General features: G+C 53.2%; 16 protein-coding genes. 15 read left to right on the top strand and 1 reads right to left on the bottom strand.

Annotated elements, in window-relative coordinates; genetic code table 11:
- Nucleotides 1-6: 6 nt before the first annotated feature.
- Entirely contained in the window at nucleotides 7-444 is a 438-nt protein-coding gene (gene ppdD / locus U869_RS0121065) for a prepilin peptidase-dependent pilin (protein WP_025120509.1), read from the bottom strand.
- A 613-nt stretch (nucleotides 445-1,057) separates the two neighbouring features.
- Between ppdD and U869_RS31000 the strand changes: the two genes are divergently transcribed.
- The 15 genes from U869_RS31000 (at nucleotide 1,058) to U869_RS0120995 (ending at nucleotide 16,647) form a co-directional block, all read left to right on the top strand.
- Nucleotides 1,058-1,246, top strand: a complete 189-nt coding sequence (locus tag U869_RS31000; RefSeq protein ID WP_071784393.1) for a DUF4762 family protein — start codon at nucleotides 1,058-1,060, stop codon at nucleotides 1,244-1,246.
- 266 nt (nucleotides 1,247-1,512) lie between these two features.
- Nucleotides 1,513-2,187, top strand: coding sequence for a DsbA family protein (locus U869_RS0121060; protein ID WP_025120511.1), 675 nt, complete (start codon nucleotides 1,513-1,515; stop codon nucleotides 2,185-2,187).
- Entirely contained in the window at nucleotides 2,187-3,134 is a 948-nt protein-coding gene (locus U869_RS0121055; protein ID WP_025120512.1) for an ABC transporter, read from the top strand. Before U869_RS0121060 ends, U869_RS0121055 begins: the two co-directional genes overlap by 1 nt.
- Before the next feature lie 24 nt (nucleotides 3,135-3,158).
- On the top strand, nucleotides 3,159-5,294 hold the full coding sequence (locus U869_RS0121050) for a peptidase domain-containing ABC transporter (protein ID WP_025120513.1): 2,136 nt from the start codon (nucleotides 3,159-3,161) through the stop codon (nucleotides 5,292-5,294).
- Between the two features lie 68 nt (nucleotides 5,295-5,362).
- On the top strand, nucleotides 5,363-6,454 hold the full coding sequence (locus tag U869_RS0121045; protein WP_369795062.1) for an efflux RND transporter periplasmic adaptor subunit: 1,092 nt from the start codon (nucleotides 5,363-5,365) through the stop codon (nucleotides 6,452-6,454).
- Nucleotides 6,447-8,402, top strand: a complete 1,956-nt coding sequence (locus U869_RS0121040; RefSeq protein WP_029987436.1) for a MacB family efflux pump subunit — start codon at nucleotides 6,447-6,449, stop codon at nucleotides 8,400-8,402. Before U869_RS0121045 ends, U869_RS0121040 begins: the two co-directional genes overlap by 8 nt.
- Nucleotides 8,399-9,793, top strand: a complete 1,395-nt coding sequence (locus U869_RS0121035) for an efflux transporter outer membrane subunit (RefSeq protein ID WP_369795612.1) — start codon at nucleotides 8,399-8,401, stop codon at nucleotides 9,791-9,793. Before U869_RS0121040 ends, U869_RS0121035 begins: the two co-directional genes overlap by 4 nt.
- Before the next feature lie 4 nt (nucleotides 9,794-9,797).
- Complete coding sequence (locus tag U869_RS0121030; RefSeq protein ID WP_025120517.1) at nucleotides 9,798-11,048, top strand: beta-ketoacyl-[acyl-carrier-protein] synthase family protein; 1,251 nt, start codon at nucleotides 9,798-9,800, stop codon at nucleotides 11,046-11,048.
- Nucleotides 11,045-11,854, top strand: coding sequence for a MaoC/PaaZ C-terminal domain-containing protein (locus U869_RS0121025; RefSeq protein ID WP_025120518.1), 810 nt, complete (start codon nucleotides 11,045-11,047; stop codon nucleotides 11,852-11,854). Before U869_RS0121030 ends, U869_RS0121025 begins: the two co-directional genes overlap by 4 nt.
- A gap of 16 nt (nucleotides 11,855-11,870) precedes the next feature.
- A complete protein-coding gene (locus U869_RS0121020; RefSeq protein WP_021179352.1) occupies nucleotides 11,871-12,119 on the top strand; it encodes an acyl carrier protein in 249 nt (82 codons plus the stop codon).
- Between the two features lie 4 nt (nucleotides 12,120-12,123).
- Nucleotides 12,124-12,858, top strand: a complete 735-nt coding sequence (locus tag U869_RS0121015) for an SDR family NAD(P)-dependent oxidoreductase (RefSeq protein ID WP_025120519.1) — start codon at nucleotides 12,124-12,126, stop codon at nucleotides 12,856-12,858.
- A 338-nt stretch (nucleotides 12,859-13,196) separates the two neighbouring features.
- A complete protein-coding gene (locus U869_RS0121010) occupies nucleotides 13,197-13,757 on the top strand; it encodes a tyrosine-type DNA invertase (RefSeq protein ID WP_025120520.1) in 561 nt (186 codons plus the stop codon).
- A gap of 538 nt (nucleotides 13,758-14,295) precedes the next feature.
- Nucleotides 14,296-14,844: a tyrosine-type DNA invertase gene (locus U869_RS0121005; RefSeq protein WP_025120521.1), complete on the top strand. Its 549-nt coding sequence runs from the start codon at nucleotides 14,296-14,298 to the stop codon at nucleotides 14,842-14,844.
- Nucleotides 14,845-15,343: 499 nt separating this feature from the next.
- Nucleotides 15,344-15,877, top strand: coding sequence for a fimbrial protein (locus tag U869_RS0121000; RefSeq protein WP_025120522.1), 534 nt, complete (start codon nucleotides 15,344-15,346; stop codon nucleotides 15,875-15,877).
- Nucleotides 15,878-15,969: 92 nt separating this feature from the next.
- A complete protein-coding gene (locus U869_RS0120995; protein ID WP_025120523.1) occupies nucleotides 15,970-16,647 on the top strand; it encodes a molecular chaperone in 678 nt (225 codons plus the stop codon).
- Nucleotides 16,648-16,749: the final 102 nt, after the last annotated feature.

Below are 16,749 nucleotides of genomic sequence, written 5' to 3'. Positions count from 1 at the left end.
GGTTCCTCACTGGGTGGCATCATCAAAACGGAAAACTTCCTGGCAGGTTTCCAGCAGGCTGGTGTTACTGCTGTTGCATTGGCGCGTCCAGCGCATCGGGCCGGTGGCGTCGGTGGTGGGGGTCAGCGTCACCGTTAGCCCTTGCAAGCTCTGGGTACCAACGAGGCTGATGGTACCCCCGCTGACCTGAATACTGCTGACATAGCGGGTTGCTGCCCCGGCGGGGATGCCTTTAGTCCCTGCATCGCAGCCTGACGGGCCGCCGCCTTCCAGCGCGCACAGTTCAACCGCCATTTTATAGGGCACCATGGCCTGCAGCATGTCAGTCATGGCGGCTTTCTGGATATAACGCTGATAGGCTGGGATGCCAATGGCGCTGAGAATGGCGACGATGGCGATAACCACCATTAATTCGATCAGGGTAAAACCGCGTTGTGTTCCCATCTGTTGTTTCCTCCGTAGTGATCAGGAGGCAACGTTAAAATGCTCAAAATCCGGTGGCGAGAAGAGGATAAGAATTATGCGTAGTTGTTCCATCACAATGTGTCCGCGTTACTCAGCGTTGAAAAAGAATGCGTAGTGCTTCACAACCGAGTGACGACGCTGCCTTTGCAAGTCTCACCTCTTCCCTTTGAACCGCCGGTGAGGCTGCGAAACGTCTGATTTTTCGCTAAAACCTTCTGATTTTTAGTGGATGATTATTCTTAGGTAATAAGAATGATCCTGCATTAGCCTTTGGGTCTCTCATGCGGTATATTCAGGCTATTATTGTTATTTTTAGAGTATTAACCTACCTGTATGTAAGAAATATCCTTGATCGGATGTTCTGTAATATAATGTTTTCGTGATATTTGATGCTAAAATTATTATTGAAATGCATTAAATATAGCGCTATCGTTGTCATCACTGCAGTAGAGGGAATAATTAACTATTCTAATATCATGCTTTAATAAAGGCATGAGTTATCGTGCCTTTATATTGAGCATAGATTTTTTCTATTATTTATGATGGAAATAACTAGGGCTATTAAATTTCACTTTTATATAAGGATGATGTTGTGAAAAAATTAAACGTTTCTGAAGCTAGCACAATCGTTGGCGGCACTTGCAAAACCTGTAGCGTTGAGTATGTAAACCTGACTCCAACCACTTGTAATGCTGTTACCACTTGTGTAGACAAAGATGGCAAGGTTGTTAGCGTTGACAGCAAACCAGTTGCGCTGAGCAGCTGCCCTGCGCAGCCATAATGTAAACATCGGTATCCTGTCTGACAGGAACTGATGCCAGTGCTGATGCGGTAGGGTTTATCGCATCAGCCTGTTTGATTCTCGTGCATTTTTAATGGACTGGGATGTGACTGCTGCAAGGATTATTGCCAGCCTGCCTGACTAAAACGATCAATATCCCTCCGTTATTAAGTGCTAATCGATTTACCCTTATGCATTAAGGTTGGTGGGTATTAGCACGCAACCTTGAAAGATTTTGGGTATATGTAATTTAGGACGCTGCGATCATGTTCAAGAAGCCCTTTTATCTTTTCGCCTATACCCTTTTGGTTATTATTATCTCTTCGCTGATCACCACGGCTTATTTCCACTATTTTATACTGAATCAGAATTCTGCTCCTGAGCAACAGGCTCTGACTATGCTCGGCGAGGACGATATTAAAATCAGTCCGATAAATACGGATAATACGATTATTGAGATCTTCTCTTACGGTTGCCACTATTGTGCCTTGAATGACGAGGATGTCTCCAAGATGGAAGCCCGGATGCCGGCCGGGACTCAATTCGTTCGCTTGCACATTGCCAACCTGAACAATGATGGTTTGGCGAGCTTCGCCCCGTTGTTTGCCACCCTGACGGTGATGGGCATTGAATCACAGCACCGTGCAAGCGCTTATGACGCCATCATTAAACAAAGAATCGATCTGACTAACCCAGGCATCCGCGATCAATGGTTAACGAAAAACGGTATCGATATTGAGGCTTATAACAAAGCCAGCCAGACACCGCAGGTGGCAGAGTTGCTGAACTATATGACCAAAGTGTCTGGGTATTACAAAATCAAGGCGACCCCAACGTTTATCGTCAACAAAAAGTGGCTGGCCCTGCAGGATCGCGAATTCCCTGAGTTTGCCGATCATCTGTTGTCACTGTTGCAGCATGACAAACCGCTGGAGAAATAATGCGTTTATTTGCCGTGTGGATATATCTGGCGTGGAGAGAGGCGCTCACAGGCATTGCTCGCAGTTTGTTGCCCTTGCGCAGAGCATACGGCAAGACGGTTTGTTGGCTGCTGCGCCATGGCAGCTACCGTTGGTTCCTTGGGCTGGCGGCGCTGGGCCGCTGGCTGCGATTAGGTAACCGGGGCGATCGTCGGCGTGCCTTTGTGGCCGAGGCCAACAAGCAATCTCTGCTCGGGGCTGACTACCAAGGGAATTTTGCCCGCACCAGTCAGCGCCGCCGTTTACTGGAGCTGGCCGCAACCTACGGCCAGAGCCCTCAGGTCGCAGCCCAGTTGGCTCGCTGCCAGGCTGAGCTTAATGCGGTTGTCGAACCTTTGCATCAGGCAGGGCACCCCGTGGTGCTGGCACCGCTGCATATGCTCTCTGACGTGCTGGCCGGCATGGTGGGTGCCGGGGTGTTTCCGGGGCAGGCGACGGCGATAGTTTCCGTTAGCGTTGAGGTGTATCACGCCAAGGCGCGGGAGTTAGGGGGCGTTAACCTGTCCTACTGCTCGATCCATGATGATAACCGGGAAATTGCCGGCAATCTGATGGGGGCGATTATGGAAGCGGCCGATCATCAACGCAATATCATGATTTTCCCGGATATCTCGCCGGATTACACCGTCAATACCAATACGGCGCAAACGGCAAAGCTCAGTTGCCGCCTGTTTGATCGCCCGGCCAATTTGCACAGCGGCTTGATCCGCATTGCCCGGGCGCTGTCGGCGCAGGTGGTGTTTTATTACCTGTATTACGACAAAGAGATAAAAATCCATATTGATCCGCCGATCCCGGCGCGCAGCGTGAAAGCCAAATTGCCAGAAATTGTTGAGAGTTCGATCGTCCGGCATCCCGAGGACTGGCTGTTATGGCACGCACATTCGTTATTTTTTATCAATGAATAACCCGGAAATTGAAGAAGTCAGATCATGGAAAAGATAATCCCGACGCTGGTGTTTCAAGGCGAAACGAATGAATGTGGGCTGGCCTGTATCGCCATGATGGCGGAAACGCAGGGGATCGATGTCTCGTTGGAAAGCCTGCGTGAACGCTATCCGGCCTCGCAACATGGCACCTCGCTGGTGAGGTTGTGCGATATCATGGCAGAACTGGCGATGCCTGCTTATCCCGTGGCCTTTGAACATGATGAACTGGCGGAAATACCGCTGCCCGCCATTTTGCATTACGGGGCGAGTCATTATGTGGTGCTGGCCTACCGCAAGGGCAACCATGTTTGCGTGATGAACCCGGGCATTGGCCAGCAACTGCTGCCTATCGATGCATTAAAGTTGGATATCAGCGGCTATGCGCTGGTGCTGGACAGTGAAACCCAGCCCGATCCGCAGGCGCTGGCCAACGTACAGCGCAGTAAACGTTTTCGCATGTTCGACACCATGAGCCTGAAAGAAACGGCACGTATCCCCGGCATTTACCGTTTGATGATACTGGCGTTTCTGATCTCGTTGACCCTGTTTATCATGCCGACGATGGTCAGCAGTGCCATCAACCAGGTCTTTTCCTCTGCGGGACAAACAGATTTCCCCTATTTTTACTTCCTGCTGGCGTTTGTCGTTTCGACCACGCTGGCCTTCGGTGTGCGTTGGATCACCGAGCGGTTTATCAAACGCTTTGTGGTGAACAATAGCGTGGCGGGCTTCTCGCGCTTGCTCAGTAACTCACTGAACTTCTTTGATAAACGCGCACCTGGCGATGTATTTAGCCGCTTTGCCAGCTGGCAGATGGCCTCGGGCATAAAAATCGAGTTGGATAACGGCCTGCGTACTGATTGGATCATTGGTGCCATTGCCTTGGCCGTGATGTGTTACATGAGCCCGCTGCTGGCGATGGTGTCTGGTATCAGCGTGGCCCTGATGGGGCTGGTCAGCGTCTGGGCCATCTATCGTGACCGTTATTACACCCAGCAGATGCAGGTCAAAACGGCCGATCAGAGCGACTTTATCCTGGAGAGTATTCAAGGTTTCGCCACCATCAAGTCAGCCGGGCTCGATAGCCAGCGCAAGAGCCTGTTTGCCAAGTACGCCCTGGCGCTGTTTACCTGCCGCCAGCAACAGCGGATGTACGAACAGGTCAAAAGCAGCCTGTATCAACTGATCGGCAGCCTGGAAATGGTGCTGTTTATGTTCCTGGCGCTGCCGTTGTTGAAAAACGAAACCATCACGCTGGGGGAGTTCTTTGCCTATAGCTTTGTGCGGGAAATTTTTACCTCCTACATCACCAAAATCTTCTATTCGATCCTGCAAAAGAATCAGTTGAACGTGATTGACACCCGCGCCCGGGATCTGTTCCCCCCACGCTCTGCACCGGAGCTGGGCAACGCAGCGGTGCCAGCGCCGATCCCGGCCTTTACCTCGCAGCTGCGTTATAACCATATCGCCTTTGCCTATGACGCCCAGCAGCCGGTGTTGCACGATCTTTCCCTGTCGTTCAAGCCGGGGCAAAGCATTGCGATTGTCGGTGAGTCTGGCGCGGGCAAAAGTACCCTGTTGAAGGTGATGACCGGCCTGATGCCGCCACAGCAAGGGGACATCATAGTGGATGGCCAGCCGCTCGATTATCAGCAGGTGCACGCGTTGTTCTTCCTGCAAAGCCAGGAGGACATCTTGTTCAATGCCTCGGTGCTGCACAACATCACGCTGTTTGATGAGAACTTTAATGAGCAAAAGCATCAACAGATTGAGCGCTCGCTGGAGGGGCTTAATCTCACCCCGGTGATCGAGAAGCTGCCGGGGGGCCTGAACGCCCTGATCCGTGAAAGCCACGCCGGGTTGTCTCTGGGGCAACGTCAACGTCTGTTGCTGGCGCGGGCCATGTACAGCGATCGCCCGGTGCTGGTGCTGGATGAACCCACGGCCAACCTGGATGAGGAAACGGCGCACCAGGTGATGACCACCTTGCTGGAACATTGTCGCGAACGGCATAAAACGCTGATCACCGTCACCCACAGCGAGAGCGTATTACCGATGTTCGACCGGGTATTCCGCGTGAGCAACGGCCATGTGGCCAGCGTTGAAACCCCACCGGTACTGACCACGGCGGTGTGCTGATGAAACTGAAAATGGTTGGCATAACCAAACGCTGGCTGGTGCCGATAGCCTTGCTATGTTTGCTGGCGATGGGTGCGCTCGTCTGGTACGTCACTGCGCCCACTCAGGAAAATACCTATGACACCGAAGAGATCACCCGTGGCGATATCGAAAAAACCGTGTTGGCTACCGGCATTCTCAAACCCGCGTTGCAGGTCAGCGTGGGTGCTCAGGTTAACGGGCAATTACAAAAGCTGTATGTGAAACAGGGCGATCGCGTTACCCGTGGGCAGTTGCTGGCGGAAATCGATCCCACACTGCAACAGAATGCACTGCGTAAATCGGAAGCTGCCCTGCAAAGTGCCGAAGCGCAAAAACAAGTCACCCAGGCGACGCTCAAACAGTATCAACAGGAGCTGAAGCGTCAGCTGAAGCTGGATCGTGATGGTTCAGGCGTTAAAAGCGATCTGGAAAAGGCGCAGGCGCAGTTCCAAACCCAGGTGGCCCAGTTGAAGGTCAACGACGCGCAGATCGTTCAGGCGCAGATGGAGCTGGAAACCGCCAAGGCCAATCTGGGTTTTACCCGCATCGTTGCGCCGATCGACGGCGAAGTGTTGGGCATTGTGACCAAAGAAGGGCAGACCATCGTGTCGTCACAAACCGTCCCGACCATTCTGGTGCTGGCGGATGTGGATACCATGACGGTACACACCCGTATTTCAGAGACCGATATCCTGAAGGTGCGCGTGGGGCAACCGCTGTGGTTCTACGTGGTGGCCGATCCGAAACAGCGTTACGAAAGCGTGATGGGCTCGATCCAGGAAGCACCCAGTGACGCTTTGCAGGAAGATAACCCGTCCAGTTCCTCTAATCAGCAAGCCTCGGCGGTGTATTACAGCGGCGTGTTTGCCATTGCCAACGGGAAACGTCTGCTGCGCACCTCGATGACCGCGCAGGTATTTATCATTACCGAACAGGCAAAGAACGCTTTACGTGTACCGGTGGCTGCCTTTGGTGCCCAGCAGGGCAAAGATCGTTATCAGGTGCAGGTGATGAACGGTAAACAGCTTGAATCACGCTGGGTGCGCATTGGCCTGAACGACCGCCAGTTTGCCGAAGTGAAAGAAGGGCTGAAAGAGGGCGACCGCGTGGTGTTGGCGGGGAGTGCTGGCAATGGTTAAGCCAACCCCTGCACTGATCTCACTGAGCGGGATCTCACGCCATTTTGTCTCCGGGCTGCAGACGGTGGCGGTGCTGAAAAATGTCTCCCTTTCCATCCAGCCTGGCGAGATGGTGGCGATCGTGGGTGCGTCCGGCTCGGGTAAATCCACGCTGATGAATATCATCGGTTGCCTGGATAAGCCCACCGAGGGTGAGATGCAGATCAAGGGTATCTCCACCCAACTCGCCAGCAGTGAGCAGTTGGCCCAGCTACGCAGCCAATACATCGGGTTTATCTTCCAGCGCTATCACCTGATGCCGTACCTGAGTGCCAGCGAAAACGTCGCCATCCCGGCCCTGTATACCGCGATGCCTGCGGCGGAACGTCAGACGCGGGCTGAATACCTGCTCACCCGGCTTGGGCTGCAACAGCGGATGGGCTACAAACCGGCACAGCTCTCCGGTGGGCAGCAGCAGCGGGTGAGTATTGCTCGTGCGTTGATGAACGGGGCGGAAATCATTCTGGCCGATGAACCGACCGGTGCGCTCGATCGTGCCAGCGGGCAGGAGCTGATGGAAATCCTGCACTCCCTGCATCGTTCTGGGCACACCATCATTATCGTCACCCACGATCGGGATGTTGCCAATCAGGCGCAGCGCATTATTGAAATCAGCGACGGTGAAATTATTGCCGATCGGCGCAATGAAGCGGTCGCGCCATTGGAAACCCGTCCGGTATTGCCGGTGGTTGCTGCTACCGGGCGTAACTCGTTCTGGCAGAGCGTGCAAGAGGCGATCAAGATGGCCTGGCGTGCGCTGATGGGGCATCGGGCCAGAGCCTTTCTGTCGATGTTGGGCATCATTATCGGCGTCTCCTCCGTGGTGTCGTCGATGGCGGTGGGTGAGGGCGCACGGCAAAATATTCTTAGTGAGATCGGCCAACTGGGCAGCAGTACGTTGGAGGTCCGCCCCGGTGAAGGAAGAGGGAAAGTGCGGCCTGACTTTGCGCGCGCATTGAAGGTTTCCGATGTAGAACTGTTGGCTCGCCAGCCTTATGTCGACAGTGTATCGCCAGTGGTCAGCACAGCGGTGACCGCAGTGCGCGGTGGCAAAGAGGTCACGGTGGCGATTTCCGGCATCAGTAATGCCTATTTCCGCGTGCAGGGCCTGCATTTCCTCTCCGGTAACGGTTTTACCCAGCGCGATCTGGACGAGCGTGAGCCGGTGGTGATCATTGACCCGGAATTACGCGATACGCTGTTTGAAACGGATGAAACACCAGAGGGGGAAATCATCCAGCTCGGCGGCACGCCTTACCGGGTGATCGGCATTGCCGAGCGTAAAGGCGGCAAATTCAGCGGCATGATGTTGGGTGCCTGGATGCCCTATACCGCGTTGCTGGAGCGCATGTCCGGCGATATGCCGATCGAGTCCATGACCTTGCGTGTGCGTGACGGGCTTGCACCGCATGAAGTACAAGGGCGCGTGGAGAAGCTGTTAGAACAGGCTCATGGCCAGCGCGACTTTTACACCCAGACCAATGACCAGATGACGCAGGCCATCCGCAAGGCATCGGATTCCATGAATCTTTTGATCACCGCGATTGCCGGAATTTCGCTGCTGGTGGGGGGGGTAGGCGTCATGAACATCATGCTGGTTTCCGTTACCGAACGTACTCATGAGATTGGCATTCGTCTATCGGTCGGCGCACGGCCAGCGGACATTATGCGCCAGTTCCTGATTGAGGCGATGGTGATCTGCTCGCTGGGCGGGATGATTGGCATTATTGGCTCCGGGTTGGCCGGGGTGATTTTCTCTCTGGTGACGCAAGAGTTCTCGATGATCTTTACCTGGCCGCCGTTGGTCCTTGCCAGCGGGTTCTCGGCACTGATTGGCCTGGGTTTTGGCTTCTTCCCGGCGCGCAATGCGGCACGTCTTCATCCCACGGAGGCGCTGGCGCGCGAATGATGATGAACAAATTCTCTCTGGCTATCTTGTTGCCCTTGCTGCTGAGCGGTTGTGGCTCTTTGACGAAAAGCGAATATCAGCGGCCAATGTTGTCGGTGCCTACTGAGTGGCGGGTGCAGGATACCGGTTCAGGTTATCTGCAACACACCGACCACTGGTGGGATAACTTTGACGATCCACAGCTCTCGATGCTGATCGGACGCGCACTGACCAGCAACAACGATCTGGCGATCGCGGGCATACAACTCCAGCAGGCCCGATTGGCGGCTGGGTTGACCGATACCAATTTAACGCCGGAAGTGTCGGTTGGGGGGAGCGCCAACAACAGAAAAAACCTGCGCAGCAATACCACTCCGACGGAGTCTTACAGCACGACGTTGTCGCTGAGCTATGAGCTGGACCTATGGGGCAAATTGGCTCGAGCCAGAGAGCAAGCGCAGTGGCAGGTTGAAGCCACGGAGCAGGATCGGCAAAACACCGCGCTAACGCTCATTGGCAGCACGGCGCAGTATTACTGGCAGATCGCCAACCTCAACCAGAAGATAAAACAGCAGCAAGCGGGCCTGGAAATTAGTCAGCAGACGCTGGCGCTGGTGCAATCCCGTTATGCTTCCGGCGCGGCAGGGCAGCTCGATTTGTTACAGGCACAGCAGTCGCTGCTTAATCGAGAGAACACCTACCGTACGCTGCAACAGCAACGGGAAGAGAACCGTAATGCGCTGGCGATCCTGTTCAACCGTTCGCCCACCGATCGTCAGGCGGAACGCAGCTCGCTGGATATCAATCAGGATGTGCCGATTGCCAAGGTGCTGCCGGTAGAGGTTATTGCCCGTCGTCCAGACGTGAAGGCGGCGGAAGGGCGTTTGCGAGCTACCCTGGCCGGTTCGGATGTGGAACGTTTAAGCTTCTATCCTTCGCTGTCACTGGCTGCCTCACTCGGCTCCGCCAGCAACATTTTCTCTCAATGGTTCAGCAATCCTGTCAGGACGCTGGGAGCCACCGCTGCGCTGCCATTTGTGCAGTGGAATACGGTGCAGTTAACCATCGAGAAGTCGGGTCTGGACGTCAAACAGGCGGCGATCACTTTCCGTAGCAAGGTTTATAGCGCGCTCTCCGACGTGGATAACGCCATGTCGCAACGCCTCAGTTATCAGCAGCAAAAGATCAATCAGCAACAGAATCTGCAACTTAGCCAGCAGCGTTTGGTATTGGTTAGAAGCCAGTACCAGGTAGGGGCAGTCTCTTTCCAGAGCCTGCTGGATGCCGAGGACGATCTGCTGACCATCGAAACCAATTTGTCAGATCTACAGTACAACTACCTCAATGCCACCATGAAACTGTGGCTGGCGCTGGGCGGCGGTGTGGAAAAAAACGGTGATATAACAGGATGAAATCATGAATAAAGATGCTTTGCCACGTCGCGTGGTGGTTACAGGTTTCGGTGCGGTCACACCATTAGGGATGAATGCCGAGCAAAGCTGGGCAGCGATCATGGATTATCAACTGGGCTATCGCCATGTCGATATGTCTGCCAAGGGGATCCAGTCACGTTTCTTCGGCGTGATCGACGAAGAACCCAGCCTGAAGGGGGTACCGGCGGCGATCCGCCGTCGTCTGCCTCGTTTTGCCCGTCTTGCGCTGGGGGCGGCCCGCGAAGCGATGGAGATGGCCTTCCACGGGGAGAGCCCGGCGGCGTATTACGATCTGTTGGACTGCGGCACCATCATCGGCAGCGGCTGGGCGGGTCAGGATGAAACCCACCTTAACTATGAAGGCTATCTCCGTACGGGGTTGGGCTCACCGTTTGGCTGCTTCCTGTCCATGCCGAATGCGGCTACGGCAGCGTGCAGCCTGTTCTGGGGCCTGCGTGGTTATCAAAATAGCCCGATTGCCGCCTGCGCCACCGGAACGATCGCCATTGGTGATGCGGCCGAGGTGATCCGCAGCGGCCGTGCGTCGATGATGCTGGCCGGGGCCGGTGAGTCGTTGCGTACCGATGCCGCCGTGTGGAACATCGATATTCTGCGCGCCCTGGCAAGTGAACAGGACGACGCCAGCAAGGCCTGCTGCCCCTTCAGCCTCGATCGCAACGGTTTCGTGCTGTCCGAAGGGGCTGCCGTGCTGTGTCTTGAAGAGCGCGAAGCCGCACTGGCGCGTGGGGCAACGATCTTTGGCGAGATCAAGGGCTACGGTAACTACTCCGATGCCTTTGATTTTACCGCGCCAGCAGAAGACAAGATTGCCAGGGTGAAAACCATCCAGCACGCGCTGGACCAGGCTGGGGTGACGGCGGAAGATATCGATTATATCAATGCCCATGGCACGTCCACGCCGCTCAACGATCTGAATGAGACCCAGGCGATCAAGCTGGCCTTTGGCGAGGCGGCCTGCCGCACGCCGCTTTCCAGCACCAAGTCTTACTCTGGACACCTGATTGCGGCGGCGGGCAGTTTTGAATCCATTATCTGCCTGCAGGCGTTGCAGCATCAGCTGATGCCAGCCACCTGTAACCTGAAAAATGCCGATCCGGAGTGCGACCTGGACTACATCAGTGAAGGGCACCGCCCGGCTAAATTGCAGAACATCCTGAATCTGAGCTTCGGCTTTGGCGGTGCCAATGCGGCGCTGGTTATTGGGCAGGCATGAGTATGATCCTCAACTACACCCTGCGCGATGCCGAGGAGTGGGCCGCCTTCTCCGGCGACTACAACCCGATCCACTTTGATCTGCAACACGTCCGCAAAATGGGGGCCGATCAACTGAGCGTCCATGGGATGCGGGCGATGCTGGACATGAAACGTCAGTTGAGTGCGACGCTGCTTGCAGCTCCGCCGGAACATGACTTTTATGTATTCAGTACCCGCATGCGTCGGCCGGTGCTGTGCCAGACGCCGTATGATTTGCAGATCGGGGGCAACGGCAAACAGATCACCGGCGAGTTGTTGGATTGCGCTACTCGGCAAAACTGCTTCAACAGCAAGCTGGCTGCGGGCCGCCCGTTGGAACTGGCGGCTTGCAATCACCAGCATGCGCTGACCGTGGCTGAGGTGATGGCGCTCTGCCAGTCCTTCCCGGGGCAGGCATTGGAAGCCACGCAGGCGTGGAGTTTCTTCGATGCCCTGCTGTTCCAACTGCTGGTCAAGTCTCCAGCAACGTTGGCGGCGCTAACCACCGCCCTACCGGAACTCCAGGCTGCCACGTTGATCGACGTGTTTGCCCAGATCCCGGTGGTGCAGACGCACCATGAAACTCACTTCAGCGCCCGTTTGTTTACCCCCACGGCGCTGTTTGAACCCGAAGATCGGTTGTATTACCACATCCAGCCGATGCTGATTATCGGGGATAGAAGCAACGGGTTTGTGCTACGTACGGTGATCGAGGCCAGAACGCAGCGGCACCCGTTGCTCGTCACCTCGGTGACCTTAAAAACATGGCCATTGGCCGACAATTAACTACAGGGATATCATCATGGAAAAGTATCAACAGGTTTATGACACCGTCACTGAAATGATTTGTGATGCCAAAGATCTCGAAATGAGCGATCTGTCGCCAGAGATGCCGCTACATCAGTTGAAGCTGGACAGCCTGGACTATGTGGAGCTGATGGTGCTGGCCAAACGTGAGTTTGGGGCCACGCTGACCGCCGAAATGTTCATCGACAAGCCGAATATGACGCTGGGTGAACTCTGTCAAAGCCTGGTCGACGCGCAACAGTGATCCTATGACAAAACAATGGGTGTTAGTGACAGGCGGTAGCCGGGGGATTGGCCGGGCGCTGGTGGAAGAGTTGGCCAAACAGTGGAACGTGGTGTTCACCTGCCGTAGCGGCTCCGAGGCGGAGTCGGCAGTTATAAAAGCCTGCGCGGGTTTACCGGGCTGGGTGGAAAGCTGCGTGTGTGATGGCAGCGACGAGCAGGCGGTGGATGCCGTGGCTCCGCAGTTGCTGGCACGCCATGGCGCGCCTTTTGCGGTGATCCATAACGCCGGGATCACGCTGGATGACCTGCATATCCAGCAAACCGGTGAGCGCTGGCGGCAGGTGATCGACACCAACCTCAACGCCATTTTCTACTGGAACCGCCATCTACTGCCGGCGATGATGGCGCAGGGGGAAGGGGCGATGGTGCTGATGTCTTCGGTCACCGGCATCAAGGGCAACACCGGGCAGACGGCCTACGGGGCCAGCAAAGCAGCGATGATCGGCATGGGAAAATCCCTGGCGCTGGAAGTGGCACGCTTTGGTATCCGGGTGAACTGCCTGCTGCCGGGGATTATCGAAAGCGAAATGACGCAGGCCATTCCGCCAGAGGCGCTGAAGGCACTGCGCAAGCAAATCCCGCTGCGCCGCCTGGGTAAGGCCAGCGAAGTGGCACGCACCACCGCGTTTTTGATCGGTGATGACAGCCGTTATATGACGGGCCAAAGCCTGATCCTGGACGGGGGGTTAACCGTTTAAGTTAAGCTCGGGGGTATCTCTGCATACCCCTCCTTCACTAACTCCCTCTCTATTGCAACTCTATGGGTTGCTCCTTATCACCAGAACACCGCTGAAAAATGATGTCCAACTCAAAATCGGCAGGGTTAACTAATTCTCCCGGATTGAATTATTGGTTCAAAAAATATACTAATACACATTTTGTTACCAATAGTTACAAATAAATAAAGGCGCTAAGCCCACTGAAACTAGAGTTATTCCACAAAGTCCCAATAAGCCTCTAGTCAGGAGCTTGACCAGAATTTTCTTATGTCGTTAAATCAAATTTCTGAACATAAATGGGTATAGGGAAATACTGCATGTCGGCTAACACCAATCGTAAGTTTTTGAGTATGGATGAAGTACAGCGTTTACTCGATGCCATTCCTGAACATAAGAACACTATCCGCGATAAATGCATGCTACTGGTTTGTTTCATTCACGGATTGCGTGTCTCGGAGCTCTGTAATCTGCGGTTGCAGGATTTGGATTTAATCAGCGATAAATTGTATGTCAATCGCCTGAAAAACGGTTTTTCCGTCCAGCATCCCATCCAGCCACGTGAGCGGTCTGCGTTGGTCAGTTGGCTAGCTCTGCGCCCGCAATATCTTGAAGCAGATAGTGACTTTCTGTTTCTGTCACGCCAGGGGGGGCGGCTCTCTCGCCAGCAACTGCATCGCCTGATCCGCGAGTATGGTGAACTTGCCGATCTGAATGTTCCGGTGCATCCGCATATGTTACGCCACTCTTGTGGCTATGCGCTGGCGGATACCGGTATCGATACACGTTTAATTCAGGACTATCTGGGCCATAAAAATATTCAAAACACGGTAATTTATACGGCTAGCAACGCCTGGCGTTTTCGCTCGATTGCATTATAGAGCAGAGCCTGTTGGGAAAGTAATCCCCCCCTTAATTCGTCAATGACAACTAGTGCCATCGAATGATGACTGAGTCTAGCTTTTTACCTATACTTTCACTAATAAAGTCACGTGATAATAAAGGGGGGTACTTTAATTGGACCTCTCGTAGGCATTCAAGATGATTTAAAATGGGCGTTCCATAAAAGGGTGAAGGTTATTCAAAAACGTTAAAATAGATTGGAACTTATATCGTCAATATCGATTCTGGAACTCACTCTGAGTGGTTATTTCGCTGTTTATTAATAAAATCAATTAGGACTTATCTTGGAAATGGCAAGGTGTAGCCCTTGCTGACAGGGTTTGGTGGTCAGGATTTTTTTCTGCCAGATACCCTTAATCATTCCATGGCTGTTGTCATTTTTCCTCTCCGCTATACTGTTTCTGGGGGTCGGCTGAAGCTGTCACCACCCTTGCATCGACGATCCCATTAATCTTGTAGGTATGTAAAAGGATGAATAGCCCTGCACATTTCTTTGTAAAGTAACAGTGAGGCACTATGAATAATCGCAAGCATCTGACTCCTTCCGAAGTGGCGCGTCTGCTAGGGGCTACCCAGCATGGCAAGCACCCGGAGCGCGATTACTGTTTGATTTGGATGTGTTTTATCCACGGGTGTCGCGTCAGTGAGATCAACCGTTGGCGCCTTTCCGATATCGACCTGGAAGGCAAAAGCATTTATATCCATCGGTTGAAGAACGGCTTTTCCACCATTCATCCTTTATATGCCAAAGAACATAAAGCGCTACGCGCCTGGTTGAAAGTTAGACGTAATTATCGAGGTGCCGACAGCGACTGGTTATTCCTCTCCGAGAAGGGGAATCATCTATCCCGCCAGCGGATCTATTGGCTAATGCGTAATTACAGTGAGTTAGCTGGTTTGGAGGTCAACGCTCACCCCCATATGCTGCGGCATGGCTGTGGATTTGCACTGGCAGATCGAGGGATAGATACAAGATTGATTCAGGATTTCCTGGGACATAAGAATATTCAGCACACCGTACTTTATACGGCCAGCAATGCGCGGAGGTTTAAGGAAGTTTGGTAAACGAAATGTAATGATTTAATTCACCCGGTACACTTTGAACTAAACTGTCACGCACTCTAAGGATTATCTTTTTGCTAGTCAACAAATTTGTTATAGCGAGTGTTTTTATTTTTTAAATTTAATTTATATCAATGAATTAAACCATTTTCTTGCTAATTTCCTTTCATGATTTTTTCCCAGTTCGTTCTTGTTTATCACTTTTCAGGCTTATCACGACGTCTCCTCACGCCCGATCAGAATAGTCCCATTGGTTAGCTATTGTTTACTATCTGATCTCCTTCTGAAGTTTAATGCTGTCATATTGTAAATTTCAGTATAAAAAACTGGACGGTACACTTTAGTTCAAAATGACTCGTCGGTTAGACAAGGCTTAACGGCCCGAGCAGTTATTTAACGGGCGAGGTTATCGCTAGGAACTAAATAAACAGGGAACGACATAAGGCTATGTCAAATAATTTTGCTATGCACATGAGTGCATTACATTAAAGGAAAGTGTTGTATGAAAAAGAATCTGATCGCTGTTGCCGTATTAGCCTCTTCTGTATTTGCCGTTACCGCTGCTGCGGCTGCTGATGGTCAAGTTGATTTCGTTGGTAAAATCACCGATGACGCTTGTGTTGTGACTAACAACCCAGGCAGCCCGCTGCAAGTAAATCTGGGTGAAGTCGCTACCACTTCTTTCAACGTGGGTGGCGTTCCGACTGCGGGTGTTAAATCTTCTGCAACCAATTTCACCATCAAATTGACAGGTTGCCCGGCTGCGGCAACTCAAGCTTCAGTCAAATTTGACGGTATCGCTGTGTCTGGTGACAACACCGTTCTGGCACTGACTGCTGGTGGCGCAACAGGTGTTGGTATTCAGCTGAGCGATGACGCTAACGCTGTAGTTCCATTGTTTACTGCATCCAAATCATATCCACTGGTTGTAGGTAATAACGATCTGGACTTCGTTGCACGTTATATCTCTACCTCCGCCACCATCACTTCTGGTGTTGCGAACTCCACCGCTAGCTTCACCCTTAACTACAACTAAGACTTTACCGATTCGACGTAGAGATTAGTTGTTCTGATTTCAGGCCAGCGGTAGTTGAGCTGGCCTTTATGTCTCATTTTAGGGGTGTTTGTATGAAATTTATTCCTGCCACAGTGCTGATGGGCTTGCTGATGATGAGTTGTGCAACTCAGGCCGGCGTGATTGTGGGCGGTACGCGTCTGATTTATGAAGGCGGTAAAAAGGAGTCTTCACTGAGCGTCAGTAACCCGGACAAGGGGCCGTACCTCATCCAGACCTGGGTAGAGACCACCGCAGGTGGCGCTGAGAAAGCCCCCTTTGTGGTGACCCCGCCGCTGTTCCGCCTGGATGGCGACCAGAAAAACGTCCTGCGCGTAGTGCGTGCCGGGGGCAATCTGTCCTCCGATAAAGAATCGTTGTATTGGATGAACATCAAGTCCATTCCCGCCGCCAGCAAAGGTGACGTCCGCAATACGCTGCAAATTGCAGTGAAGACGCGCATCAAGCTGATTTACCGCCCGCAGGGTATCAAAGGCACGCCGGAGCAAGTGACAGAGAAACTTACCTGGCAGCGCAGTGGTAATAACCTGCAGGTGACCAACCCAACGCCGTTTTATATGAACTTCTATGAAGTGAAGGTTGCAGGCAAGAAATTGAGCGATGTGACCTATGTGGCTCCGATGAGTACCGCAAGCTTTGCGCTGCCAACCGGAGTGAGCGGCGGCCCGCTCAGCTGGAAGATTATCAATGATTACGGGGCGGTAAGCAAAGAGCAGCTCGCAGCGTTATAGCAGGACTTGCAAGGTATTGCGTTGATTGAGCAGGCATCCCCACAGGCCGTGGGGCACAGGACACAGGGGGGGATTTCACCCTGCAGGCAATGGAGTAAAACG

The organism is Serratia sp. H1w (assembly GCF_000633355.1).
GTDB lineage: Bacteria > Pseudomonadota > Gammaproteobacteria > Enterobacterales > Enterobacteriaceae > Chania.
Note: the sequence above shows the minus strand (reverse complement) of the source record. Positions and strands in the feature narration are given on the sequence as shown.